The organism is Mucilaginibacter sp. HD30, assembly GCF_054061755.1.
The window spans coordinates 270,031-296,349 of sequence record NZ_JBSSEO010000001.1 but is presented as its reverse complement, the minus strand read 5'-3'; the positions used below and the strand labels follow the sequence as shown (position 1 = coordinate 296,349).

At 42.1% G+C, this 26,319-nt stretch carries 23 protein-coding genes; 11 read left to right on the top strand and 12 right to left on the bottom strand.

What is annotated here, in order from left to right; genetic code table 11:
* The 7 genes from ACVW2L_RS01485 to ACVW2L_RS01455 form a co-directional block, all read right to left on the bottom strand.
* The gene (locus ACVW2L_RS01485; protein ID WP_457126175.1) at window positions 1-1,200 is read right to left on the bottom strand and encodes a beta-ketoacyl-[acyl-carrier-protein] synthase family protein; all 1,200 of its coding nucleotides are present in this window, start codon (window positions 1,198-1,200) and stop codon (window positions 1-3) included.
* 4 nt (window positions 1,201-1,204) lie between these two features.
* A complete protein-coding gene (locus tag ACVW2L_RS01480; RefSeq protein WP_457126174.1) occupies window positions 1,205-1,828 on the bottom strand; it encodes a hypothetical protein in 624 nt (207 codons plus the stop codon).
* Window positions 1,829-2,086: 258 nt separating this feature from the next.
* On the bottom strand, window positions 2,087-2,479 hold the full coding sequence (gene gloA2, locus ACVW2L_RS01475; protein ID WP_457126173.1) for an SMU1112c/YaeR family gloxylase I-like metalloprotein: 393 nt from the start codon (window positions 2,477-2,479) through the stop codon (window positions 2,087-2,089).
* Entirely contained in the window at window positions 2,476-4,698 is a 2,223-nt protein-coding gene (purL, locus tag ACVW2L_RS01470; RefSeq protein WP_457126172.1) for a phosphoribosylformylglycinamidine synthase subunit PurL, read from the bottom strand. The genes gloA2 and purL overlap by 4 nt, the downstream gene beginning before the upstream one ends.
* A gap of 207 nt (window positions 4,699-4,905) precedes the next feature.
* On the bottom strand, window positions 4,906-5,727 hold the full coding sequence (locus ACVW2L_RS01465; protein ID WP_457126171.1) for an energy transducer TonB: 822 nt from the start codon (window positions 5,725-5,727) through the stop codon (window positions 4,906-4,908).
* A gap of 412 nt (window positions 5,728-6,139) precedes the next feature.
* The gene (locus ACVW2L_RS01460; RefSeq protein ID WP_457126170.1) at window positions 6,140-6,733 is read right to left on the bottom strand and encodes a DUF4468 domain-containing protein; all 594 of its coding nucleotides are present in this window, start codon (window positions 6,731-6,733) and stop codon (window positions 6,140-6,142) included.
* Window positions 6,734-6,802: 69 nt separating this feature from the next.
* On the bottom strand, window positions 6,803-7,879 hold the full coding sequence (locus tag ACVW2L_RS01455; protein ID WP_457126169.1) for an outer membrane beta-barrel protein: 1,077 nt from the start codon (window positions 7,877-7,879) through the stop codon (window positions 6,803-6,805).
* A 580-nt stretch (window positions 7,880-8,459) separates the two neighbouring features.
* On the opposite strand from ACVW2L_RS01455, the gene ACVW2L_RS01450 reads away from it, so the two are divergent.
* The 3 genes from ACVW2L_RS01450 (at window position 8,460) to ACVW2L_RS01440 (ending at window position 12,776) form a co-directional block, all read left to right on the top strand.
* Window positions 8,460-10,634, top strand: a complete 2,175-nt coding sequence (locus ACVW2L_RS01450) for a glutamine synthetase III family protein (protein WP_457126168.1) — start codon at window positions 8,460-8,462, stop codon at window positions 10,632-10,634.
* Between the two features lie 74 nt (window positions 10,635-10,708).
* On the top strand, window positions 10,709-11,560 hold the full coding sequence (locus ACVW2L_RS01445; RefSeq protein ID WP_457126167.1) for a chromate resistance protein ChrB domain-containing protein: 852 nt from the start codon (window positions 10,709-10,711) through the stop codon (window positions 11,558-11,560).
* Window positions 11,561-11,603: 43 nt separating this feature from the next.
* Window positions 11,604-12,776, top strand: coding sequence for a chromate transporter (locus ACVW2L_RS01440; protein WP_457126166.1), 1,173 nt, complete (start codon window positions 11,604-11,606; stop codon window positions 12,774-12,776).
* Between the two features lie 7 nt (window positions 12,777-12,783).
* Here the strand turns inward: ACVW2L_RS01440 and ACVW2L_RS01435 are convergent, their stop codons facing one another.
* Entirely contained in the window at window positions 12,784-14,196 is a 1,413-nt protein-coding gene (locus tag ACVW2L_RS01435) for a chloride channel protein (protein ID WP_457126165.1), read from the bottom strand.
* Between the two features lie 61 nt (window positions 14,197-14,257).
* Between ACVW2L_RS01435 and ACVW2L_RS01430 the strand changes: the two genes are divergently transcribed.
* The gene (locus ACVW2L_RS01430; RefSeq protein WP_457126164.1) at window positions 14,258-15,439 is read left to right on the top strand and encodes an AIR synthase related protein; all 1,182 of its coding nucleotides are present in this window, start codon (window positions 14,258-14,260) and stop codon (window positions 15,437-15,439) included.
* 348 nt (window positions 15,440-15,787) lie between these two features.
* Here ACVW2L_RS01430 and ACVW2L_RS01425 read toward each other — a convergent pair whose 3' ends face one another.
* Window positions 15,788-16,357, bottom strand: a complete 570-nt coding sequence (locus tag ACVW2L_RS01425) for a hypothetical protein (protein ID WP_457126163.1) — start codon at window positions 16,355-16,357, stop codon at window positions 15,788-15,790.
* Window positions 16,358-16,394: 37 nt separating this feature from the next.
* Window positions 16,395-19,772 carry an outer membrane beta-barrel protein gene (locus ACVW2L_RS01420; protein ID WP_457126162.1) on the bottom strand — a complete coding sequence of 1,126 codons (3,378 nt, stop codon included), beginning with the start codon at window positions 19,770-19,772 and terminating at the stop codon, window positions 16,395-16,397.
* A gap of 350 nt (window positions 19,773-20,122) precedes the next feature.
* Between ACVW2L_RS01420 and lpdA the strand changes: the two genes are divergently transcribed.
* From lpdA to ACVW2L_RS01385, 7 genes are all read left to right on the top strand, one after another.
* Window positions 20,123-21,511, top strand: a complete 1,389-nt coding sequence (gene lpdA / locus ACVW2L_RS01415; RefSeq protein ID WP_457126161.1) for a dihydrolipoyl dehydrogenase — start codon at window positions 20,123-20,125, stop codon at window positions 21,509-21,511.
* 78 nt (window positions 21,512-21,589) lie between these two features.
* The gene (locus ACVW2L_RS01410) at window positions 21,590-21,940 is read left to right on the top strand and encodes a four helix bundle protein (RefSeq protein WP_457126160.1); all 351 of its coding nucleotides are present in this window, start codon (window positions 21,590-21,592) and stop codon (window positions 21,938-21,940) included.
* Window positions 21,941-21,975: 35 nt separating this feature from the next.
* Complete coding sequence (locus ACVW2L_RS01405; RefSeq protein WP_457126159.1) at window positions 21,976-22,815, top strand: MBL fold metallo-hydrolase; 840 nt, start codon at window positions 21,976-21,978, stop codon at window positions 22,813-22,815.
* A 136-nt stretch (window positions 22,816-22,951) separates the two neighbouring features.
* A complete protein-coding gene (locus ACVW2L_RS01400; RefSeq protein ID WP_100341901.1) occupies window positions 22,952-23,812 on the top strand; it encodes a sigma-70 family RNA polymerase sigma factor in 861 nt (286 codons plus the stop codon).
* A gap of 144 nt (window positions 23,813-23,956) precedes the next feature.
* Window positions 23,957-24,283: a hypothetical protein gene (locus ACVW2L_RS01395; RefSeq protein ID WP_457126158.1), complete on the top strand. Its 327-nt coding sequence runs from the start codon at window positions 23,957-23,959 to the stop codon at window positions 24,281-24,283.
* Window positions 24,258-24,920: an ATP-binding cassette domain-containing protein gene (locus ACVW2L_RS01390; RefSeq protein ID WP_457126157.1), complete on the top strand. Its 663-nt coding sequence runs from the start codon at window positions 24,258-24,260 to the stop codon at window positions 24,918-24,920. Before ACVW2L_RS01395 ends, ACVW2L_RS01390 begins: the two co-directional genes overlap by 26 nt.
* Window positions 24,921-24,932: 12 nt before the next feature.
* Window positions 24,933-25,721 carry a PhzF family phenazine biosynthesis protein gene (locus ACVW2L_RS01385; RefSeq protein WP_457126156.1) on the top strand — a complete coding sequence of 263 codons (789 nt, stop codon included), beginning with the start codon at window positions 24,933-24,935 and terminating at the stop codon, window positions 25,719-25,721.
* 20 nt (window positions 25,722-25,741) lie between these two features.
* Here the strand turns inward: ACVW2L_RS01385 and ACVW2L_RS01380 are convergent, their stop codons facing one another.
* A complete protein-coding gene (locus ACVW2L_RS01380; protein ID WP_457126155.1) occupies window positions 25,742-26,113 on the bottom strand; it encodes a type II toxin-antitoxin system VapC family toxin in 372 nt (123 codons plus the stop codon).
* On the bottom strand, window positions 26,100-26,273 hold the full coding sequence (locus tag ACVW2L_RS01375; protein WP_457126154.1) for a hypothetical protein: 174 nt from the start codon (window positions 26,271-26,273) through the stop codon (window positions 26,100-26,102). Before ACVW2L_RS01375 ends, ACVW2L_RS01380 begins: the two co-directional genes overlap by 14 nt.
* Between the last annotated feature and the right edge of the window lie 46 nt (window positions 26,274-26,319).

Sequence of the window (26,319 nt, the reverse complement as noted above, 5' to 3'; positions counted from 1 at the left end):
TCAGCAGGCTGAGAAAATTAATGATGTGCAATTGCCACCAAACCCAAATGAGTTAGATAGCACGTGTTGTACTTTGGCATTTTTGGCTAAACGTTTTTGCGGAACAATATCAATGCCCTGTATAGGAGTTTCAAACCGCAGATTAGGGTAAATAAGGCCATGCTTTATTGCCAATACTGAATAAACAGCCTCAATGCCCCCGCTGGCTCCCAACGTGTGCCCGGTAAAAGATTTAGTTGAGCTCATGGCCGGATATTCGTTGCCAAACAGGCGCTTTACAGCTGTCCCTTCGGCGCTGTCGTTATTAGGCGTACCTGTACCATGTAAATTAACATAATCTATATCTGATGCCTGCAAACCGGCTTTATTTAGCGCACCCTGCATAGCCATAAAAGAGCCTACACCCTCTGGCGATGATGCCGTTTGATGATAGGCATCATTACTGTTATTATAACCGCTTAATGTACAATACATAGGTTTGTTTAATTGAGCGGCAACTTTATCTGATACCAGCACTACATAACCCGCACCCTCGCCCAAATTTAGACCTTCGCGGTTGTCATCAAATGGTTTGCAAAACTTCTTGTCTAATATCATCAGCGTATTAAAGCCGTTCAGTGTAAATTTGGTAAGCGCGTCTGCTCCTCCGGCCACAACAACATCCAATAGGTCATTCCTGATTAGGCGTGCGCCGTAGAACACCGCGTTAGCAGATGATGAACAGGCCGTACTGATAGTAGATACATGATCCCTTATTCCCAACTGATCAGCCACTACCTCGGTTACGCTGCCGCATTCGTGGTCAAAAATGCGGCTGAGTTTGCCCTTATTGTTGTCCTTAATAAACTCTACAAAAAAGTTTTCGCTTTTATCCATGCCACCTACGGTATTGGCAGACACAAAACCTGTACGCAGACCGGGTATATTCTCAACTCCCGAATTGCGCAGGGCTTCGCGGGCAGCTACAACACTTAGCAGCTTGGTTCTGCTGGTCTGTGCAGACATGCCGGCCAGTTGTGCCAGCGCATCATTATCCAGTTTTACTTCTGCTACAGGTAACTCGCCTTTATGCCTGGTTTCCATATGGGTTATCGGCCCCAAACCCGCCTGTTCCTTTTCAAAAGCCGCAAGGTTCTCGGCAACATTGTTACCAATGGCCGAAATCACCCCCACACCTGCTATATACACTGTTGAACCCATGCTGTTACTTATCGCCGTCAAATATACTATCCATATTGTTTTTTGAAAACAGCACCGCGTTTTCCTTTTGCTCTTTTTCTACCAAAAACAATACCGCTTTGTATTCATCGCCCAAAACATCTACCCAACCGCAAATGCAGCATTTTAGATTGCGGTTAATAAAAAGATCGTTTACATAGTTTTCAAAAAAAGCAGCATCAAATTTTTCCGAAATGAAAAAAGCCCCCTCGCCCTTGAAGCCGTTCCGGATGCTGATCTCGGCGATCATAATGTTCGGCAGTGTGTAAACAAACAAGGCCGGGCTTGCTATATCGGCAACACTCTTCATGTACCTTAGGTCGCTGTCTAAACTTGAGTTGGCGTTGGCCAGCACTATACCTACCTCGGCAGGGGAGTAAGCAGCTTTATCAAAACTGTCCATCAACAGCACTTCGCTTGCCAGCCAGCCCAGCTTACTGAGCACGTCCATTTTATAAAACTTAGGATAACTCAACTGGAAGTTTTGATACGCTGAGAGCAGAAAATCTACAGGAGTAGCCGCATCATGGGCAAATACTACGGCGCCATTTTTATGAACAGCATTACCCGCTATGCTGCAACTTGATATTATGTAATTATTTATATCCAATACTTTATATGTCTGATTATTAACGATCTATTTTCTTATATATGACAGCATGACATGGTTTTTATCTTGCTCAATCACGTCAATTTCTCGTTGCTGTTGTCATCTCGAACGTAGCGAAAGATCTATGCAGGAGCCCGTCCCGTGGCTCAACCGTTTATAGATGTCTCGTTATCACTCGAAATGACAATTACTCTTTCTAACGTCTCTCACCTACCTTAATCACAATGGACCAATTGTTTCAGCTAATAAAACCGGGGATTACCGCTCATAAAACTCAATAGGCAACCCATCGGGGTCGGCAAAAAACGTAAAGCGCTTGCCGGTAAACTCATCAACACGGATAGGCTCAACTGTTAAATTATGCAGCTTAAGAGCTGTTATAGCCTCGTCTAAATCATCAACCTCAAAAGCCAAATGGCGCAACCCTGAGGCTTCCGGGCGCGACGGACGAGCAGGAGGATTGGGGAAAGAAAAGAGCTCTATCTGATATTGGTCGCCCACCTGCAGGTCCAATTTGTACGACTTTCTTTCTTCGCGGTAAACTTCCCTTAAAACAACAAATCCAAGCACCTTTGTATAAAAGTGCCTGGATTTATTATAGTCTGAGCAAATAATTGCTATATGATGGATCCGGTTTATCCGCGGTATCATGCTCCTAAAATAGCATGAAGCACGTTATCATAAACCAGTTTAACATCAGTAATATGACCGAACGATTGCTCATCAACGTGCATGTAGCCATTGCTTACGGTGCCTAAGTAGCTAAAATCAACTTCGCTCGTAGCCATCATCTCAACAAAACGTTCCTGGTCTGCCGGGGCAACACTCACTACTACCCTACCCTGTGCTTCGCCAAATAGGAAAGCGTCTTTACGAACGCCATTGTCTGATGCGATATCAAAGCCAAGGCCGTTAGGCATTGACGATTCTACCAACGTTATAAATAAACCACCATCGGCAACATCATGTGCCGATTGGATCATTTTATGCCTTATCAATTCTTTTACCACCTGGTGCATGGCATACTCTTTATCCAAATCGAAATAAGGCGCCGGGGCAGCTGATATTTTATGGTAAGATGCCAGGTATTGTGATGATGCGATATCATTAACGGACTCGCCTATCAGGTATACCAGGTCATCCGGCTGTTTAAAGTCTGCCGTCATGATGTTGGTCACATCATCCATCACACCTAACATGCCAATAGTAGGAGTCGGGAACACAGGTCCTTCGTCTGACGACTGGTTATAAAAGCTAACGTTCCCACCGGTAACAGGTGTTTCAAACTTGGTGCAAGCTTCGCCCATGCCTTTAATAGCACCTACAAACTGCCAGTAAACTTCGGGCACGTATGGGTTACCAAAGTTTAAACAATTGGTTATAGCCACCGGCTCGCCGCCTGCGCAGGTAATGTTACGGGCAGCTTCGGCTACGGCAATGGCTGTACCCTTCTGCGGGTCGGCATTTACATAACGTGAGTTGCAATCTACCGTTAAAACAATGGCTTTATCTGTGCCTATAACGTTCACTACAGCGGCATCGCAAGGGCGGTTAGTGGTCATGGTGGCCACGCCTACCATTGAGTCGTACTGATTTGTAACCCAACGTTTAGATGCAATATTTGGATGGGAGATCAAATGCTCGGCAACATCAATTAAGTTTTCGGGTTGAGGAACGTCCTCAATTTTAAATTTTTGGTTTTCTGCATAGTAAGCAGGTTCGCGGTATTCGCGCTCATAAACCGGAGCGCCACCACCTAAAACAAGGTCATCAGCAGGTACGTCCGCCACCAATTCGCCTTTCGCATAATATTGCAGGCGTTTGGTATCGGTTACTTCGCCAATAATAGCGCAATTCAGGTCCCATTTATCAAAAACCGCCTCTACTTCTTTTTCACGGCCTTTATGCACCACAATAAGCATACGCTCCTGCGATTCTGAAAGCAAGATCTCAAACGGCAGCATATTAGCTTGACGGGTTGGTACGGCATCCAAATTAATCTTCATACCATGCTCGCCTTTGGCAGACATTTCTGAGTTAGAGCAGATAATACCGGCAGCACCCATATCCTGCATACCCACAACAGCGCCGGTTTTAATAACTTCAAGCGTTGCTTCCAGCAATAATTTTTCCTGGAAAGGGTCGCCTACCTGCACAGCCGGTAAATCGTTTATAGAATCTTCAGTGATATTTTTTGATGCGAAAGCCGCACCGTGGATCCCATCTTTACCTGTTGCAGACCCTACTATATAAACCGGGTTACCCACGCCATACGATGTTGCAGAAACGGTTTCGCCCGCCTTAACAATACCTGCCGACATAGCGTTTACCAAAGGGTTAACATTGTAGCAATCGTCAAAAAACAATTCGCCGCCAACAGTTGCAATACCGAAAGCGTTGCCATAATCGCCAATGCCTTTTACTACACCTTTAACCAGCCATTTAGTACGCTCCTGGGTCAAATCACCAAAACGCAGTGAGTTAAGCTGCGCGATAGGGCGTGCGCCCATGGTAAAAATATCGCGGTTAATACCACCAACACCGGTGGCAGCGCCCTGGTAAGGCTCTAAAGCCGAAGGGTGATTGTGTGATTCTATTTTGAAAGCGCAGCCTATGCCGTCGCCTAAGTCAACCAAACCCGCATTTTCCTCGCCTGCCTTGGCCAACATACGCGGACCATCTTTAGGCAGGGTTTTAAGCCAGGTGATAGAGTTTTTATAAGAGCAGTGCTCGCTCCACATTACCGAGAAGATAGATAGCTCGGTAAAGTTAGGCGTGCGACCCAATATTTCTTTTATGCGGTCAAATTCCTGAGATTGTAAGCCAAGTTCTTTGGCTGTTTCAACGGTGGTAAGTTCCTGGGTCTCCAATTTTATATGTGTTTTGAAAGGAAGCCCAAAAGTAGGGATTTAAGGTGAAAGGAGGAAAGATTAGTGATTAGAGATTGAAGATTAGTGATTGGTAGTGTGTGATACCACGGTTTGAAAATAAAACAGCAAATGGTGAGCAGAGTTTAACGATACGATCACCTTCCAATTCGTCAACCACTCTCTACTCACCATTTACCACTCACTATCTTATTGCAACGCAAAATTTATAGGCAGGGTAAACGCCACCCTTACCGGTTTGCCGCGTTGTATGCCGGGTGTCCAGGCCGGTGCTTTTTTCAACACGCGCAGGGCTTCTTCGTCCATTCCGTAGCCGGGGCCTCGGATTATTTTTATATCTGTTAACGTACCATCCTTTTCAATTACAAAGCTAATCCAAACCTTGCCACCTTTTTCTGCGTCAACCGCCTGGTCGGGATAACGCAAGTTCCTTTTCAAGAATTTTGTCCAGGCTTCATCGCCTCCAACAGGAGCAGGCAGAACGCTTAGCACACCAGGCGAAAGAGGTTCGGTGCTTTCTGTAATGTCAGTACCCGGACCGCCACTTGTACTGGGTTCAACCAAAACATTTTTAGGCCCATTATCCCGCCCGTCAACATTAGCCGGTCCTACCGCAACGTTTACTAGTTCATCAATAGTTGCCGGTTCTACATCAGTCGGGGTTGCAGTGGGCACCATTTCTACATACTGCCTGGTTTTTATCGGCTCGGCCGCTTTGGGTTTTTCCAGTTCCGCTTTTACAGGTTCCTCTTTTTTTGGTGGGGTAGATGGAGGCGAAATATCCACCACCGTAACCACCCTGTCTTTGTCTGTAAGCTTCGGCTCCACCTTAATGGCCGCGCCCACTGCCACCGCCCCACCCACCACCACTACCACCGAGATAAGCAGCGCCCGGGTTAAATTTTCTGCGTAATGTTGCCTGATGTTGTAGGCGCCGTACTCTTTGTTACGTTTGTCGAATACAAGATCGAGCCACTCGTTCTTGTACAAATTGAAGTTTGAGATAAGCATGTTGTTTTAATTTAGATTGACTAATTGAACGTATCCTAATTTACTATTAAAACGAGTCCAAAATTCAACTTGTTGCAACATTATTGCATTTTATTATTATTGCAACAATATTGCGTTTTGCTATCATTTAATGCAATCAACTAAATGCTTAGTTATAATATTTGTAATGAAATGGCCCGTGGTTAGGCGAGTATTGGATGTGAAATGGCCAGGAGAAAAATCAAAAAGGGTAAAATTCTGCGCGCGGGCCGCGTTTTGGCGGGAAAAGCCCAAAAGTTGTTCTCGTAAAAAGGGCTTTTATTTATGATAAACTGATTGAAGTAATGTATACCAAACTATTTCGTTTAGTTATCATACTTTTCGTCTAAAGACAACTTAAACTGTAGCACCCCTCTTGCTACGCCGCAAATTTTTACCAGTTGGTGGCCGGTATAGTCGTTTTCTTAACCTCTTTTTTAATAGAAGAAGCTACCGGAGTTTTCATATAAGTTTTTAGCCTGTTACCAATGTCCTTAATGTTGGCAAACAGCTTGGCGCTGTAACCATCAAAGTCTTTTTTTGAAAGGGTAGACAGTCCGTTCTCTAATGGAAGGTTTTTGCCGGTTACCGGTACAAAATTAGCGTAACGGTCTCGGGCGTATGGTACTATAACAAAATCAGTAAACCAATAGCGGTATCGGTTATCTTTCACCTCAATCGTCATGGTATAATCAATTCGGGCATCCTCGTGCATAGCTACTGATGACTTTTTGGATACCAACACACCGCCGGTAGCACGTATAGTTCCTTTATCGTTCTTCTTAAATTTCAGTTTACTTGCCTCAAATGCATTCTTAGCAAAAGCAATGGCTCGTGCCTGCAAGCTATCGGCAGCTGATGCCGGCTGTGCAACTACCTGGTAATATATATATTTGTTATTTTCGTCCATCACCAGCGAATCGGCTTGTGCCGAGGCGGTAGCAACCTTAAAAAGCAGGCAAGTAACAGCTAATACTATTTTTTTCATAATGTAAATATAAAACAAAAGCCGCCCTTTTGAGGCGGCCTTTGCAAACAATTATATACCTATCAAATATTAGAAAGAATAAACAACTGCTAAAAGCGCTTGTGAAGCTTTTTTAGTTGGCATGCCGCTTTTGTTAAAGAATGTCATGTCTGAACCATTATCAAGTCTGAATTCAGGGATGATAGTTAAGTTACCAGATTTGATGTTAGCAGTAGCTGTTAAAGCATTTACTGAAGTTCCACCAGCTACATAGCTGTAAGGTCCTGAACCTGTTTTAACTTTGAAGTACTCGCCTCTTAAACCCAAGGTTACAGTTGGAGATACAGCTAATTGAGGGTATAACGCTACGCCAGAGAAACCACCCTTAACGCCGCCACCCAATTTATAATCGGCAGCATTCAAACCTAATTTAAATGCCTCGGTTATTTGGTAAGAAGTAGTTAAGTCAAATTCAGTACCCGCAGTGTAACCTGTTAACACATTAAGGTAAGCGTTCCAACCCTCTACAGGCGACACAAATAATTGAGCACCGAAGTTATCAATTTTACCGCCTGATGTGTATACGTTCCAACCAGAGTTAAATATACCAGCCATTAAGCTTGCTTTTGGTGAGAAAGCGTAAGTAGCTTTAAAGCCTGCATTTTGGAACGGACCGTTAGTGAACAGGTATGAAGTAGAGTAGTTAAAGTTTGCAGCAGGGCTAATAACCTCATAACCAATAAAGGTACCCATGTAACCCATGGTAAAGGTAAGTGCGTCTGTAGCAGCAAAGTTTACATACAAGTTTTGGATGTGGAAGCTGTTTGAAGTTTCGCCGTACAAACCATCAGCGCTTGGTAATGATTGAGCCTGACCTCTTGGACCAAAAGAAACCTCACCTACGAAAGATGTTTTGCCTGTAGTTTTCTTTAAAGCAATGTCAACCATACCAATTGAGAATGAATTGTGATCGCTTGCGAAGCTGGTACCAATTTGGCTTGATTTAGCAAAATCGTATTTGTAATACGCGTCAACCGATCCTGAGATAGTTAAAGGGGTGTCGCCGGTATCGGCAACCATAGTCAACTTACTGGTAGAGCCAATAGTGGCAGCCTTTACCGTAAGCGTTCCTAAAGCGATCAATGATAATAGTAAGATTTTTTTCATGTTGATTAATTTGATAAGTGTTGTTGATAATTAATTGATGTTTCTAATAAAGTTGTTTTGTTGCTTCAATAAAATTCAAATTCATTTTGTTCTTAAAACCCGCTATTGCGAATAGTTTTATTTAAAAATTGCAATGCATTTTTAAATTTTTCCTATTTATAACAATAGTTTGTTATAATTTTCATAAAAGTATGTATGTATTTTATAAAAAACAAGAAAAAATACAAAAAAATTTAAAAAAGAAACAAAAATTACCAATCATTTGTAATGAAATGTCAATTTATTTATGTGATTATCAATAAAATTCCGCCTAAAACCAGTTAAAAATGCTATTTAATAACCTATTTAATAAAAATCCACTTTTAAATTGCCTTAAACGCACAATCGTAGAATTTATTTAACCAAACACTATTTTTCTAAATAATTTTAACGGAAAGGCAAAAAATTACAATAACACCGATAAATCTCACCTCCGCTGGCGCTGTTTGTCCTTTACAAAATTTATTACTTAAAAATTTAGGCGATATTTTAAATGATAATTCTAATTTTGATTTAAAAAACCAATTCCTAAAAGTATATTATGCCTAATATTAGATTTCATGCACTGGAGGCTGTGCTTACCAGAACTACGCCTGATGTAAAAGCCCCTTCTCAAAAGATATCAGACTACTACGGCGCCAATGTTTTTGATATGCAGAAAATGAAAGATTTTCTGTCAAAAGACGCTTACCAAAGTATTATTACGGCGATAGAAAAGGGTGAGCCCATACAGCGTGATATGGCCGAGCATGTAGCTACTGCCATGAAATCGTGGGCAATTGCCAAGGGTGCTACCCATTATACACATTGGTTTCAACCACTAACAGGTACCACTGCCGAGAAACACGACGCTTTTTTTGAGCCTACATCTGATGGCGGCGCAATTGAGGTATTCTCTGGTGATGCGCTTGCCCAGCAAGAGCCGGATGCTTCAAGCTTTCCGAGCGGAGGTATCAGAAATACATTTGAGGCACGCGGTTATACCGCATGGGATCCTTCGTCTCCAGCTTTTTTAATGTCGCGTACCTTATGTATACCAACTGTATTTGTATCCTACACCGGCGAAGCGCTTGATTATAAAGTACCACTATTAAAAGCAGTAAATGCGCTTGATAAAGCTGCTGTTGATGTATGCCACTATTTTGATAAAAGTGTTGAAAAAGTAAATGCTTCATTAGGTATAGAGCAGGAGTATTTTTTGGTTGACAGTGCATTGTTTAATGCACGCCCTGATCTTTACTTAACCGGCCGCACATTATTTGGCCACATGTCTGCAAAAAACCAGCAACTGGAAGACCATTACTTTGGTTCGATACCCAGCAGGGCCTACGCCTTTATGCAGGATATGGAAACTGAGGCCTTGTTATTGGGAATTCCATTGAAAACGCGCCATAACGAAGTAGCTCCATCTCAATTTGAATGCGCGCCGATATACGAGGAAATGAACCTTGCCATTGACCATAACCAGTTGTTAATGGACATTATGGACCGCGTAGCTAAAAGGCACAACTTCCAGGTTTTATTACACGAAAAACCTTATGAAGGTATAAACGGATCTGGCAAGCACAACAACTGGTCAATGATAACAAATGCAGGTAAAAACTTGTTATCTCCCGGAAAAACGCCAAAGAACAACCTGATGTTCCTTACCTTTTTTGTAAATACTATAAAAGCGGTTTATGAACATGCTGATCTTTTGCGCGCTTCTATAGCATCAGTTAATAACGACCACAGGTTGGGTGCCAATGAGGCGCCTCCCGCTATTATATCCATATTTTTAGGTACACAGTTAAGTGATTTGCTTGATGAGATAGAGACATCCCGCATCAGCAAAAAAATAAAAGACGATGCCATGCTATGGCAGGGTATACCTAAAATACCACAAATATTAAAAGACAATACAGACCGTAACCGCACCTCGCCGTTTGCTTTTACCGGCAATAAGTTTGAGCTGCGCGCTGTTGGATCGTCGGCCAACTCAGCCAGCCCTATGACGGTGCTGAACATGATCGTTGCCGATCAGCTTAAGAAATTCAAATATGATGTAGATAAATTACTAAAGAAGGGCGAGAAAAAAGATGTCGCTTTATTAATGGTGATAAAAAAATACATCAAAGAGTCTAAAGTTATCAGATTTGAGGGCAATGGTTACAGTGACGAGTGGGAGAAAGAGGCAGAAGCCCGCGGCTTAGCTAATATCCGCACCACACCTAAGGCGCTTGATGCCATGATTACCGAAAAGTCTGAACTACTGTTTGCCGAAACCGGTGTATTTACTCGTCGCGAGGCCCACGCAAGGCACGAGATATTACTGGAAAGCTTCTATAAAAAACTACAGATAGAGGCCCGCGTTATTGGCGATATGGTGGTTAATATCATTATCCCGGCAGCTTTAACCTACCAAACAAAACTGGTAGAAAATGCACGCGGCCTAAAAGACCTGGGGCTTGATGCTTCAACTTACCAGGTGCAGCTTAGCATAATTAAGCAAATTGCAGACCATGTTAATTTTATCAAATCAAACGTGGAGCAAATGGTTGAAGAGCGCAAAAAAGCAAACAAAATTGAAGATGCCCGCGATAAAGCAATTGCTTATGATGAACAGGTAAAAAGCTTTTTCCAGCCTATACGCTACCATGTTGACAAGCTGGAGCAGATAATTGACGATGGAATTTGGCCGCTGCCAAAGTTCAGAGAACTCTTATTTGTTAGATAAGGGAAGTAATTTAAAGAATAAAAAGCGACCTGCTGGGTCGCTTTTTTTATGTTGAAAGTATTTAGGTTAATAAAATGAAGTGGATAACGCGCGAAAAACCAAAAATTGATCGGATTGCATGCCCCTGGCTGATAAAGCGTTTTATAGATGCAGATGCCGAAATAATTTATGTTCCGGTTGATGACGTGCTCACCACCGCCACAAAACTTAATGCCATACCATTTGATGTAGCAGGCACAGAATACAGCCACTATAACGACCAATGCACGTTTGACTATTTCATAAAAAAACACAAATTAAAAGACCCTGCCCTAAACCGCATTGCGGCAATTGTACGTGGCGCAGATACAGACAGGCACGATATAGCGCCACAGTCAGCAGGATTAGAAGCCATTTTCTCGGGCCTCTCCTATAATTTTGATGATGACCAGCAACTGCTGAATTTTGGGATGACTATTTATGATGGATTGTATAGTTGGGCCAAGCACCTGTATCAGCTTAAACATACACAGAACCCAACGGAACAACTGTTGCTTGCGGCGTTAAACACTTATATAGGTAAAGACAAAAAAACACCGGATTGGGCAACCGAACTCAGATCTATCATCCAGGACCAGGTTGATACCAACATGGCGCTTACTTTGCAAAAGGCATCAGAAGAACTGGAAATTAACCCGGCCTATCTTTCGCGGGAGTTTTCCAAATACTTTGACGACCTTACTTTTGGCGAGTATATCCGCAAGTTACGGATAGAAAAAGCTATTACCCTAATGGGCACTTCTAACTATTCGCTTACAGAAATAGCTTATTTAACAGGCTTTTCAGATCAAAGCCACTTTAACCGCATATTTAAAAAACACACCGGAAAAAACCCTTCGGTCTATAAAAAAGACCTGCTAAAAAGTAAAAAGGATACAAATGGTTAAAATTATCCTATTTGCTTAAGTTACGTGTGTTTACTATTGCATAATGAGCAACAATACTGCAATAAAATATTCCCTCGCTAACATCACCCTGTACTTTTTAAAGCTGGGCACATGGGGCTTTGGCGGACCGGTTGCGCTGGTGGGCTATATGCATCGCGACCTGGTTGAAAGTAAAAAGTGGCTAACAGAAGAAGAATATAAAGAGGGGCTGGCATTGGCGCAGTTGGCACCCGGCCCGCTGGCGGCGCAGTTAGGTATTTATATAGGGTTTTTAAACCATGGCTTAATTGGCGCTACGCTAACAGGTCTGGCTTTTGTTATTCCGTCGTTTATTATGGTTGTGCTGTTAGGCATAGCTTACCAAATGTATGGCGGCCTGGCGTGGATGCAGGCTGTGCTTTATGGTGTTGGCGCGGCCGTTATTGGCATAATATCGCTTAGCGCTTATAAACTCACTATCAAGTCTGTAGGTAAATTTGAACTTGCCGCATTTAGGTCGAGGTGGTTATTGTGGCTATTTTATTTATTGGCTATTGTTATAACCGTAGTTACGCAACGGGAAGAGATTTTACTTTTTATTATTTGCGGCTTGGTCTATATGCTGGTAAAAGCTCCCCCCGCGTGGCTTAAAAAGCCCACTACCGCGCCGGGTATTATTTTAAGCGGGATAGGTTTTTGGCATTACAAACCGGGCGTTTTACAGGAGATTGCCGTATTTTTCTTAAAAGCAGGGGCCTTTGTATTTGGCAGCGGCCTGGCCATTGTTCCGTTTTTGCATGGCGGCGTTGTTACCGAATACGGCTGGTTAAATGAACATCAGTTTGTTGATGCCGTGGCAGTGGCCATGATCTCGCCGGGTCCGGTTGTAATTACCGTGGCATTTATAGGGTATCTTGTGGCTGGCTTTCCCGGAGCCTGCGTGGCTGGCCTGGCTACTTTTTTGCCTTGTTACTTTTTCACTGTAGCCTTGGCGCCATCATTTAAAAAAATAGCTAAGAACGCGAGTATAAAAGCTTTTGTTGAGGGTATAACAGCAGCGGTGGTGGGTGCCTTGGTGGGCTCGGTAATAGTTATCGCCACCCGTTCAATTGTTGATGTAGTAACAGCCTTAATTGCCATTACAACTATAGTTGCATTGATTTATATAAAGAAGCTGCAGGAGCCCTATGTAATATTAATAGCCGCTATAATTGGATTGATAATAAAACTATACTGAAAGAAACCTATTGTGGCGTTTCTTTATCAACGTCGCGCTTGTCCTGGGCAATATTGTTTTCCTCCGCCAGTTCACGGATATATTGATTTTTCATATGGTCATAAAAGGAATGTTTATCTACCAGCAATGCGGCCAAACTTGCCACCATTCCCGCCAGTATTAAATGGAATATTACATTGTGCCTGTCGGTCATTTCAAGCACCAGGATGGCGGAAGTGAAAGGTGAGCGTGTTACACCTGTAAGAAAGCCAACCATACCGGCAAGTATAAGCATGTTGGTATCAACATCTGTTAAACTGAACCAGCCTGATACCATTGCACCAATACCGGCGCCCGCGCTTAAGGCCGGGGCGAAAACGCCCCCTGCCCCACCCGAAGTGAACGACAAAATTGGACCAACAATTCGAAGTAAAGGGGTATACCATGCAACATGTTTGTCGTTTCCAAATAAGGTCCGCACCATAAGGTCTTTACCCGACCCCATGGTACCTGCATCAATAAAAAAAGCCAGCGCAGCCAAAATTAATGCACAAATAGAAGCGTATAAAGCCAGTTGGTAGTTAAACTTTAATCGCTTTTTCCACTTAAATACACCCATTATAATTTTCGTCATGATGCTGCCGCCCAAGCCAGTTAGTATCGCTACTAAAATAACCGCTACAAAAACGAAGGCCGACACGCCCGCAATTTTAGGGTACCCCAAATAAAGGTACGGGCCAACCATGCCCTGCGCGGTTAAACCTGCAATAATAACAGAGGAGAAAATGGCCGTTTTAAAGTAACTAAAATGCGTTTTGGTAAGTTCTTCAATAGCAAAAACTATCCCGCCAAGCGGGGTATTAAAAGCGGCTGCTAAACCGGCTGCGGCTCCGGCAACTATAACATTGCTTTTTGCAATTTTGGGCCACCATACAGGCAGCACATCATTTACCTTACGAAACACCGATGCAGCTATTTGTATGGTTGGGCCCTCCCTGCCTACAGCCGCGCCGCCCATGGCCATTATCAGGCTTGAAAAAAGCTTGACGATTATTACACGGATACTTAACAGCTTATCAACCAGTTTTTCGTTTTTGGGATTACTTATTTCGAGCGCTGCAGCCACCTGCGGGATACCGCTGCCGCGTGCGTAGGGCGCGTATTTTTTAACCATCCACCATGCAGCAACAAAACATACCGGCGACAAAATGAATATCTGCCAGGCATTATGATCAAATATATAATGCGTAACGCCCTCTGCTAATGAAAACAGTTTAGCATAAGCCACTGCTATTAAACCCGTTATTACTGATGCTATCCAAAAGGGTACAGCCTGCAGCAGGTTTTGCTTAAGCTTGCGGTTGTTTACACGATCGTATGAGGCTTTTAGCTGCGCCTTTACCAGGGCGCCACCTCTTTTAACAATGACGGGAAGATCCATAGGAATTGCAAAACTAAGTATTTTTGACTGTGCAAACTATTTATAAGCGTTATATTTGCCCATGACTTCTTCGCAAAGATATGATCAAAGGGGCGTCTCTGCCTCAAAAGATGATGTACATAACGCTATAAAAAACATTGATAAGGGGCTTTACCCGCAGGCATTTTGCAAAATTGTGCCTGATATTTTGACCGGCGACGAGCAATTTTGCAATATTATGCATGCTGATGGCGCAGGCACAAAATCATCATTAGCCTACACCTACTGGCGCGAAACCGGCGACATTTCTGTTTGGAGAGGCATTGCGCAGGATGCTATAATAATGAACCTTGACGACCTGCTTTGCGTAGGCGCTATTGACAATATCCTACTTTCATCTACCATTGGCAGAAATAAAAATCTCATCCCGGGTGAGGTTATAGCAGCCATAATTAACGGCACCGAAGAAATACTAACTGAACTACGCGAAGCGGGCATCGGCATTTACTCAACCGGTGGCGAGACCGCTGATGTTGGTGATCTTGTGCGTACTATTATAGTAGACTCTACGGTAACCTGCCGCATGAAACGCAGCGACGTTATCAGCAACCATAATATTAAAGCGGGCGATGTGATAGTCGGTATGGCATCCTACGGGCAAGCCAATTACGAAAAAGAATATAACGGCGGTATGGGCTCAAACGGGTTAACCTCTGCCCGCCACGATGTGTTTAACAAGAGCATTGCCAATAAATACCCCGAAGCTTATGATCCGGCCGTTCCGCAGGATCTGATCTTCTCGGGAAGCAAACAACTTACAGACCTAATAGACATTGGCAACGGGCAAACCATAACAGCGGGCAAGCTTGTTTTATCGCCTACCCGTACTTACGCGCCGGTTATAAAGCAAATATTAGATAATCACCGCAGCCAGATCCACGGCATGGTGCATTGCAGCGGCGGGGCGCAAACCAAAGTATTGCATTTTGTTGAGGGCCTGCATATAGTAAAAGACAACCTCTTCTCTATTCCGCCTTTGTTTAAGCTGATACAGGAAGAATCAAAAACCAGCTGGCAGGAAATGTACAAAGTGTTCAACATGGGCCACCGCATGGAACTGTATGTTTCTGCTGATATTGCTGATGACTTGATAGCTATATCAAAAAGCTTTGGTATTGATGCGCAGATCATCGGCCACGTTGAGGCTGCTGATAAGAAGCAGGTAACCGTTACGTCTGAGTTTGGCGAGTTTGTTTATAATTAAGCCTAGCTTTCACTGATAAAAGCAGCTGTTGCACAAAATATACGTTCCCTATTAAAAACCTGCAACACTTTTGTTTAATAATTTGATTATCAATTAATTAAAATTTTATCGCTCAAAATTTTTCACTGACTTATTTGTCCGAAAAATTAGCTGTAAAACAGCTTTAACGGCCAGTATATCAAACTCTTATAAAATTACAATATTTATACTTTTTTGCAACACTATAGCAACAGTTTAGCAACACTTTTGCAACAGCGTTTTTAAAACCCTAAGCGTAGCTTTCCTCAAATAAAAAACCCCTGTCGAAATTAATCGACAGGGGTTTTTATTTTATCGTTTCTATAAACCTTATATGGTTTTAAAGAATGATGTTTGTGATAACACTGATGTTTTAGCATCGTCAGTGTAAGCAGTGGCTCTAACCGAATAAGTTTTGCCTGCAGTTAAACCTAACAAGCCTAATTTTATCAACATACTACCGCCATAGATCTTAGTATTTGCATACGTAGTTGGCAGTAAGGTATAGCTGATGCTGTGGTTAAGCACCGGAGTTGGTTTTTTAGTCGGATCTGAAGTATCGTCATAACCGTTCCAGGCGTTGAAAGTAACTGTTTTTACAGGTACAGCTGTTGCGCCTATAGTAGTACCATCAAAAAACTCCAGGGTGAATTTCCCTGTTGATTTATTGGTAGTTGTGGCGCCAAAATTAATCTGCAAAATGGTGGCAACAGTAGCCGGTGCAGTTGGCGATGCGCTAACAGCAGCTATAGTAAACGGACTTAACTGGGTGTAGCCAAGACTGCTTAATTGAATGGCCGGAAGTTTTGCTTCTGTACCTGCAATATCAGCTTCTTTCTTGCACGAGAACATCGCCGATGTTAACAGTGCCATAAAAGCTATCGTTATATATTTTTTCATTTTCATTTCTTTTTTGTTTTACAATTATCCCTTGTTATTAGAAGCTGTATCTGGCACCCATTAAGATGCTCCAGGTTGTGCCAGTTGTATAAACATTCTGGAACGGCGTATTGATCAACGTTCCGTTTAGCTGACGCATGTTATAAGCTGCGTTACCGTTAGCATCAACACCAACAAGTGCCAATGGTTGTGAGGTAGTAGTTTGCTTTTGGATACCCCAGGTGTTATTTAACAAGTTAGGTAAGTTGATAATAGTAGCGCTGATCTGCAAGGTGTGTTTCATACCGCCAGACTTGATGTAGAACTCTTGTTTAACATCAGCATCTATACGGTTGTACCAAGGCAGGTAAGATGCATTTCTTTCAGCGTATTTACCTCTGCGGTCTTTTAAGTAAGGTGTATTGTTTATAAATTGCTCAAACGCTGCAGATTGTTGTTGAGCTGTATAAGTGTAAGCAACCCCATTAACAGTTGCCGTATATGGCATAAAAGTAACCTGGTTTGCTCTGGTTGGTATAAACATCAAATCTGTAGATGCGTTACCATCGCCGTTCAGGTCGCCCTGTACGGTGTAGCTGTAACCACCGTTGCCTGATGATGCCTGGGCAGAACCCTGGTAGAATAAACCGATAGAGGTTGATGCGTGATCAAGGTAATTGAATTTGTAAGAAACAGATCCAACTATACGATGAGGGATAACAAACGCTGTGTTGCCCAATTCTACATCATTTGAAGTGCCGACGTTAGAAGTTGAGGTCCAAACGTTAGTTGCAGTAGTACCTACAGTTGAGAAAGCTTCTTTAGCACTGGTATAAGTATAGGCTATTGAAGCATTGAAACCATTATCAAATGTTTTGCTTAACTGGCCGGTTAAAGAAGTAGCATAACCTTTATTAGTGTTCTCTAACGCTATTACAGAAAGTGCAGGGTTGTTAGGATAAATGTTACGATCCTGGGTTGTTACGCCTACACTGGTAAAACCGTTAACAGTTGTAGCTGTTCCTGTACCGATAAAACGTGCGCGGGTGAAATCGCCTTCCTGGATAGTTCCGGTTGGGTTTTTCAAGTTAACATTACGCATACGCACAGCGTTGATGTCTTTAGTGTATAATGCTTCAAAAGTTGCATTGAAACCGTTACCCAGGTTTTTATCAACACCTAAGTTTACACGGAATACCTGTGGGAATTTGAAGTTCTTATCTAAAACAACGCTGGCAGACTGGTAAGCTGTACCTGCTGATTGAGGGAACAAATTAGCATAAGTGCTTGGATCTTTTACCAGTTTAATACCGGCCAACTGTGCTGTTGTAGCAACACCACCAAAGTTATACATACCGCTGTTTGAAGGCAGGTTGGTTAAGAACACATAAGGGATACGACCGCTGAAGATACCCATACCGCCACGTAATACCAATGATTTATCATCAAGCAAGCTGGCGCGGAAACCAACACGAGGTGAAAGCATCCACGGTGATCTTGGCCATCCACCTGAGTTGTAGCTCATCATTGCACCTGTATTTGATGAAGGATCAGGGAATTGCAATGCTGTTAACTGAGGGTTTTCTACCGGGTTTTCTAAGTAGGTAGATTTGTCTGCACGTAAGCCGTAAGTAAATTTAAAGTTCGGGCTTACATTATACTCGTCCTGAGCGTAAAGGCTGATAGTACCAATACGAAGGTTGGCAGAGAATACTTTATCCTGACCCGGGATCAGTGAGTAGTTATAAGTAAACTGTACCGGAGCTTTGTCAGTCAAAAAGTCGTCAAGGCTGTTGTAGATGTATGATCCCGCTGCACCCGGCATAAAGGCATTACCTACTTTTTGATATTCGTAGCTAATACCACCAGTTATAGTGTGCTTACCTGCATAGTAGGTAAAGTTATCATACAAAGTGGTAGTGTTGTCAATAACGTCGTTGTATTTGGTGTATGGGTCAGAACCTGCAGTAATATAGTTATCACCTGCGCCATTGTAGATATCAATGGTTGGGAAAGTTTCGCCCCTGGTTGAACGTGGGTTGCTGTACTTTTTAAAGGTTACCAGCAACTGGTTTGACATTTTAGGGCTGATGGTGCTGTTTAACTCGGCAGTACCTGTGTGTACTTTGTTAATAAAGCCGTAGTTAGAATTAGCAAAAGCAATAGATCTGTTGCTGTAACGGTTGTTAACTAAACCACCGCTTGCACGTGAAAGAGGCGAACCATTAGAACCGGTAACACTGTAAGCAGCGTTATTTGGCGTGCTGGCATTGTTTACAGTCTGGTCGCTTGTTGCGTTTAAGTAACTGTATTTTACTGTCAGCTTGTTTTTATCGTTAATGTTATAATCAAAGCGGATTAAAGCTTTAGTATTTTTGGGTTGAAAAGCAGGGAAGTTATCATAACCACCGGTTTCGTAACCATATTTAGTCTTCAAATAGTCAGATACTTTTTGCAGATCGCCTACTGTAGTAGCAGCTACAGTACCTATGCCTGAACCGCCTGTTGGAGAATAATTGATACCGGGAGTAGTAGAAACTTCTTTCTCAAAGTTAGCAAAAAAGAATAATTTATTTTTAAGTATTGGGCCTCCTAAAGTGAAGCCATAGGTTTTAGAAGTTGCTTTAGCATTTTGTATGCTCAAGTCAACGTCGCCAATTTTGGTACCGTTGTAAGATTGATTTCTATAAAAACCGTAAGCAGAACCATGGTAAGTGTTGGTACCACTCTTAGTAGTAGCGTAGATACCGGCACCTGTAAAACCTGATTGACGAACGTCAAACGGAGCAATGTTAACCGAGATCTCGTCATAAGCTTCTATAGAAACCGGTTGAGCGCCGCCACCTGGCAACAGATCACTTGATGTACCGAAAGTATTGTTAAGGTTAGCACCATCAACAGTAATACTGTTATAGCGCGCATCACGACCAGCAAAGCCTGTACCGCCGTTAGATTGTGGCGTTAAACGGGTGAAATCTGTAACACTACGCGAAAAAGTTGGCAAAGTAGCCAATTGCGTGCGGTTAATGTTGGTGCTTGCACCTTGCTTGGCAGTAACAATTCTTTTTGTACCAACAGCGCTAATGTTAACCGTTTTTAGTTCGGTACCGCTCTCTGTCAACTCAGCATTTAAAAGAAAAGGCTGGCCAAGTTGCAATGTAATGTTAGTAAAGGTTTGCTTTGAAAAGCTTACGAAGGTAACCTCAACTATGTATGGTCCGCCTACGCGCATACCGGGGATGTTGAAATAACCATCGGAATTTGTGGCAACCGCGTAAACCGTTCCAGACGGCTCGTGTGTTGCTTTGATTGTGGCTCCAGGTAAAGCAAGACCTTTGGCGTCTTTAACCGTACCCGTTATACTACTGGTAGTAACCTGTGCAAATGCAGCAGTAGTAAAAACGGCCGTAATTAATAAAAGTAAAAACTTCCTCATACTCGTTTTTGTGTTTTTTAAACTGTTAAATAATGTATACTAAACCGGGGCAAAGATAGACACATAAACCTTTCCTTATATTAAATTCATGTTAATTAATTTTAAAAATTATTATGTATTTATCAACAATTAATACAAAAATTAACAACTCATCAAAAAATATGATTAATATAATGAAAATATAGCATCAAAATGCAGATTTTTAACACTTAGTTAATCCATGTAAATAGTAGAATTTATGGGCCTGCTTATATGATAATTTAATGATATAAATACGCGGAAGGTGTTTTTTGCTTTCAGGCCTTTTAGTTAGCTTTGGCTTTTAAAATTTTAAACGAACATACGCTGATATGAACTACGATGTAATTGTAATTGGTTCCGGTCCGGGTGGTTATGTAGCCGCTATACGCGCCTCTCAACTCGGCCTAAAAACCGCTGTAGTCGAAAAAGAATCTCTGGGCGGCATTTGCCTTAACTGGGGCTGTATACCAACCAAAGCCTTATTAAAAAGCGCGCAGGTGTTTGATTATATAAACCATGCTGCTGATTACGGCATTAAAGTAAGCAACCCAGGCGAAGTAGATTTTGAGGCGGTTATTAAAAGGAGCCGCGGCGTGGCCGATGGCATGAGCAAAGGCGTTCAGTTTTTAATGAAGAAAAATAAAATTGACGTACTAACCGGTTTTGGCCGTTTAAAAGGCAAAGGTGTAGTTGAAGTTAAAGGGACTGACGGAGTTAAAGACTATAATGGCAAGCATATAATTTTAGCAACCGGCGGCCGCTCGCGCGAATTGCCTAACCTTAAACAGGATAACACTAAAGTAATAGGTTACCGCCAGGCAATGATATTACCTAAGCAGCCAAAATCAATGATCGTAGTTGGCTCTGGCGCCATAGGTATTGAGTTTGCTTATTTCTATAACTCAATAGGTACCAAGGTTACCGTTGTTGAATATCTGGATAATATTGTTCCCCTGGAAGACGAGGAAATATCAAAAGGATTGGCCCGCATCCTTAAAAAACAAGGCATCGATATCAAAACAGGTTCAAACGTTGAATCTGTAGATACCAGCGGCGAGCTTTGCAAAGTGAGTGTTAAAACCGCTTCGGGTACCGAAGTACTGGAAGCAGAGATCGTACTTTCTGCAGTAGGCATAACCACTAACATTGAAGGCATTGGCCTGGAGGATGCCGGTGTTAAAACCGACAAAGGTAAAGTGTTGGTTGATGATTATTACCGCACCAACGTTGAAGGCGTTTACGCCATAGGCGATATAGTAAAAGGACAAGCTTTAGCACATGTTGCATCTGCCGAAGGCATTATTTGTGTTGAAAAGATAGCGGGCCAAAAACCCGAGCCGCTTGATTATAATAATATCCCCGGCTGTACTTATTGCAGTCCCGAAATTGCATCAGTAGGTTATACTGAAAAAGCGGCTAAAGAGGCAGGATACGAAATTAAGGTAGGTAAGTTCCCATTCTCAGCATCAGGCAAAGCAAGTGCAGGCGGCGTTAAGGATGGCTTTGTTAAATTGATATTTGATGCCAAATACGGCGAGTTTTTAGGTGCGCACATGTTAGGTGCCAACGTTACAGAAATGATAGCAGAAGTTGTTGCTGCACGCAAGCTGGAAACTACCGGCCATGACATCATAAAAACCGTACACCCGCACCCAACCATGAGCGAGGCTATTATGGAAGCCGCCGCCGAAGCGTATGGCGAGTGCATACATTTATAAGTTTATAGTTGGTGGTTCATGGTTCATGGTAGCTCATGGCTTATAGTTAATGGATCATAGATAACAACAGTAATTGATATGGCATTTAGATTCGAGGACTTGCTGGTATGGCAAAAAGCCATGGATCTAAATGACCGGATCAATTCTTTAACTAAATCTTTTCCCAAGGATGAGTTATTCATCCTTACTTCCCAAATAAAAAGAGCTTCTGATTCGGTAATGCTGAACATTGCAGAAGGTTCCACAGGGCAAACCAAACCGGTTTTTAAGACCTTTTTGAATTATTCCTTACGCTCTGCTATTGAAGTAGTAAGCTGCTTAATAATTGCGAAAAGACGTGATTACATAACAGAAGATGTTTTCCGTCCACTATACAACGATCATGAAATTTTAGTTAAAATGATCACCGCGCTGAGAAATTCTATATAACCAACTACACTACCATGAACCATGATCAATGAACCATGAACTTATTCACAATTAACACCGGCTTTTTCAAATTAGATGGCGGCGCCATGTTTGGCGTTGTGCCAAAAAGCATATGGAACAAAACCAACCCGGCCGACGAGAATAATTTGTGTACCTGGGCCATGCGCTGTCTGCTTATTCAGGACGGTAAACGCTTGATCCTGGTTGATACGGGGATGGGTAATAAGCAAAGCGAAAAGTTTTTTAGTTATTACTATCCGCACGGTACAGCTACGCTGGATAGTTCGTTAGCTGCGCATGGCTTTCATCGCAATGACATAACTGATGTGTTTTTAACTCACTTGCATTTTGACCATGTAGGCGGCGCTGTTGAGCGTAGTGGCGAACTATTGGCCCCAACATTTAAAAATGCAACGTACTGGAGCAACGCAAAACATTGGGACTGGGCCATTAATCCTAATGAGCGCGAAAAGGCATCTTTTTTAAAAGAGAATATATTACCGATACAAGAAAGCGGGCAGTTAAAATTTATTGAGGAGATTGATGGTACTGCTTTTACCGACAACGTAAAAGTGCGTTTTATTTATGGGCATACCGAAGCGCAGATGCTGCCGCAAATAAATTATAAAGGCCGGCAGGTGCTTTATATGGCAGATCTTATACCATCAACAGGGCATATACCGTTACCTTATGTAATGGGCTATGATATGTTCCCGATGCAAACGCTGCAGGAGAAAAAAAATATCTTAACAGAGGCGGTTACCAACGATTACATTTTATATTTGGAGCACGACAGTGTAAACGAGTGTTGCACTTTACAAAACACCGAAAAAGGCATCCGTTTAAATGAAGTTTTTGGGCTAAATAAGGTGTGATTTTTACCACAAAAATCATGCAATTATCAGCTGAAAATGAATATAATGTAATATTTTTTTTAGTACAAAATATGGGCAAAACTTTTCATACCTTTGCACGTTCAATTCTAATAACAAGAATCGAGGTTTATAATAAATGAGACAACTCAAAATAACCCAATCCATTACCAATCGCGAGTCGCAGTCGCTTGACAAATACCTGCACGAAATTGGTAAAGTTGACCTGATAACTGCCGAAGAAGAAGTAATTTTAGCACAAAAGATAAGGGAGGGCGACCAGGCTGCGCTTGAGCGTTTAACTAAAACCAACCTGCGTTTTGTGGTATCAGTAGCTAAACAATATCAAAACCAGGGCCTTACCTTAGGCGACCTGATTAACGAAGGTAACCTGGGGCTTATAAAAGCCGCCAAGCGTTTTGACGAAACCAAAGGTTTCAAATTCATTTCATACGCTGTTTGGTGGATCCGCCAATCAATTTTACAGGCTATCGCAGAGCAATCACGTATAGTTCGTTTACCGTTGAACCAGGTAGGTTCATTAAGCAAAATAAGCAAGGCTTTTTCAAAGCTTGAGCAGGAATATGAACGCGAACCATCACCGGAAGAACTGGCTGATATGCTGGAAACTACCGTTGACAAGATCTCTGATACGCTGAGCAACTCAGGTCGTCACGTATCAATGGATGCGCCGTTTGTACAAGGTGAAGAAAATACATTGTTAGATGTATTAGAAAACGCTGAACCGAATACAGACTCTATCCTGATCAACGAATCATTATCAGAAGAAATAAAACGTTCGCTATCAACTTTAACAGAGCGCGAGCGCGAAATAATAGTATTATTCTTTGGTTTGGGTACAAACCATCCGCTTTCGCTTGAAGAGATTGGCGAGAAATTTAACCTTACCCGCGAGCGTGTACGCCAGATAAAAGACAAAGCCTTACAACGCCTTCGTCATACTTCAAGAAGCAAAATCCTGAAATCATACTTAGGATAAGCTTTAGAAGCAAGAGACAAGAACCAAGATACAAGAGCCGCTCCGATAACCTGGGCGGCTTTTTTGTTTGTCACTTTTTTTTCGCGACTTACAATAAACGGCAACTTTGTCTGTTTTATAACCTACTATCATATCACACTTTACTTGAACCGTTTACTAAAGTTAACTTTCCAGTATTACCGGCTGTTACTAACTTACAATGTGGTGTTTACGCTGCTCGTTATCGTAATGGCTTTCCCCGCGTCCATTGTAAGCGGAATTGGATTTTTCTTTTCAAAACTCATCGGTTATTTATCGGCAGCAAGCCTGCAATATTTTCTGGCCCCAAAAACATTGTTTTTTTACCGTAACGCCGGGTTTAGCGCCAAACGTGTTATGCTAAGCGCGTTTATAATAGAAACTGTTTGCTGCATCCTACTTCTTATTCTAATTAATATGGCCCTAAATGCAACCACTTACCTTAAAAGTTGATAGTGTACAGTTGGCGTTTGACAACCGCAAAATATTGCAAGATGTTTATTTGAGCTGTCAACAGGGCGAGATAATAGGCTTGCTTGGGCGCAACGGCTCGGGTAAGTCGTCTTTGTTAAAGATCATATTCGGTAGCCTTACACCATCCTATAAGTATGTCAGCATTAATGACGAATACATAAAGAAAGGGTATATCAATAACAAAATTGCTTATTTGCCGCAGCATAGTTATTTGCCCGGGAGCCTAACGATAAAATCCCTTGCAAAAATATTAGTTGATCCGCTTTACTGGGATGAGTTTTCAGAATTACCGATTTATAAAAATCATTATCAAAAAACACCTAATGAATTATCAGGCGGCGAGCTCAGGAAACTGGAAACCATGTTAGTTATATATAATAAAGCTGACTTTATTTTACTCGACGAACCTTTTACCCACATATCTCCTATTCAAACAGAGGAGTTTAAACCCATTTTAAAACGCTGCGCACAGCGCAAGGGCATTATAATTACAGATCATCAGTATTACAACGTTTTGGATGTAAGCGACCGTATTATCCTTTTAAATAACGGCAGCACCAAACACATTAAGCATGTTGACGAATTAGCTACTTATGGCTACATTAGTGGTACTTAAGCTCCATATGTTATGATCATCCCAATTTACCAGGCAGATGCTTTTACCGATCAACTGTTTGGCGGCAACCCTGCTGCTATTTGTCCGCTTACTGGATGGCTGCCTGATGCTACCATGCAGCAAATTGCCAAAGAAAATAATTTAGCCGAGACCGCCTTTTTTGTAAAGAACGATGATGGTTATTTATTGCGCTGGTTCACGCCGGAGTACGAGATAGACCTATGCGGGCACGCCACACTTGCGTCGGCGCATATATTATTTACCGAGCTGGCTTACGGCGGCGATGTTATAAACTTTGATACCATTAAGGCCGGCATGCTTACTGTAAGGCGAGATAGCGACAAATATACCATGGACTTCCCATCACGCCCTCCAATACCTATAGAAACGCCAAATGGGCTGGTAGAGGCATTGGGTGGCGCCGAGCCTACCGCTATTTTACGCTCAAGAGATTATTTTGTGGTATATGATACAGAAGAAGATATAATTGAACTATCTCCAGACTTTTTCGCGCTATCAAAGATGGATACGGTGGGTATAATTGTTACTGCGCCGGGGAAAAATTCAGATTTTGTTTCACGCTTCTTTGCGCCCGGAGCCGGAATACCAGAAGACCCGGTTACAGGTTCTGCGCATTGTAACCTTATCCCCTACTGGGCCAAAATATTTGATAAAGACAAATTACATGCTTATCAATTATCTGCACGTAAAGGCGAGTTATGGTGCGAACTAAAAGGTGACAGGGTATTAATGAGCGGAAAGGCAGTTACATATTTGAGGGGGGAGATTTTGGTTGCGTGATGCTATGTAGAAAAATACAATTAAACAGATAATATTACGGATTGTAAATCATCTATCTTTTCAAAACCTTTATCCATTGTAAATAATGGAATATCGAAATACATTGCTGTAGCCGCAATTACAGCGTCTGGTAATTTGGTTTTATGCCTTGCCCGGGTTTTTATTGTTAGGTCTTTTATAGCAGGCTCAATGTCCACGATATAACATTCGGATAAAAAAGATTTTAGTAAGCCGATTTCATTATCTGCAAGCTGCGGAAAACTCAAAACTTCAATTTCAGAGATAACTGAGACAAACAGAATACGTCCGACAATTAGTTCCTGAACTTCTGTAGCCCCGTTGAATAGATTTATTATTAAAGATGTATCTATAACAATCCTATCTCCACTCATTTCTACTCTTAAGTTGATATTCTAATCCATCGACACCGAATTTAACCTTACCAAAATATTTACTCAGGTCAATTGAGGATTTGGCTTTAGGTGCATTGATTAGTGCATCATCAAGTTCTTTACGACTGGTTTTTTTATCTATCTCTATTACTTTCGCCATAACACAAATATACTCAACTGTATCTAAACAAAAAAGCCCCCGATAA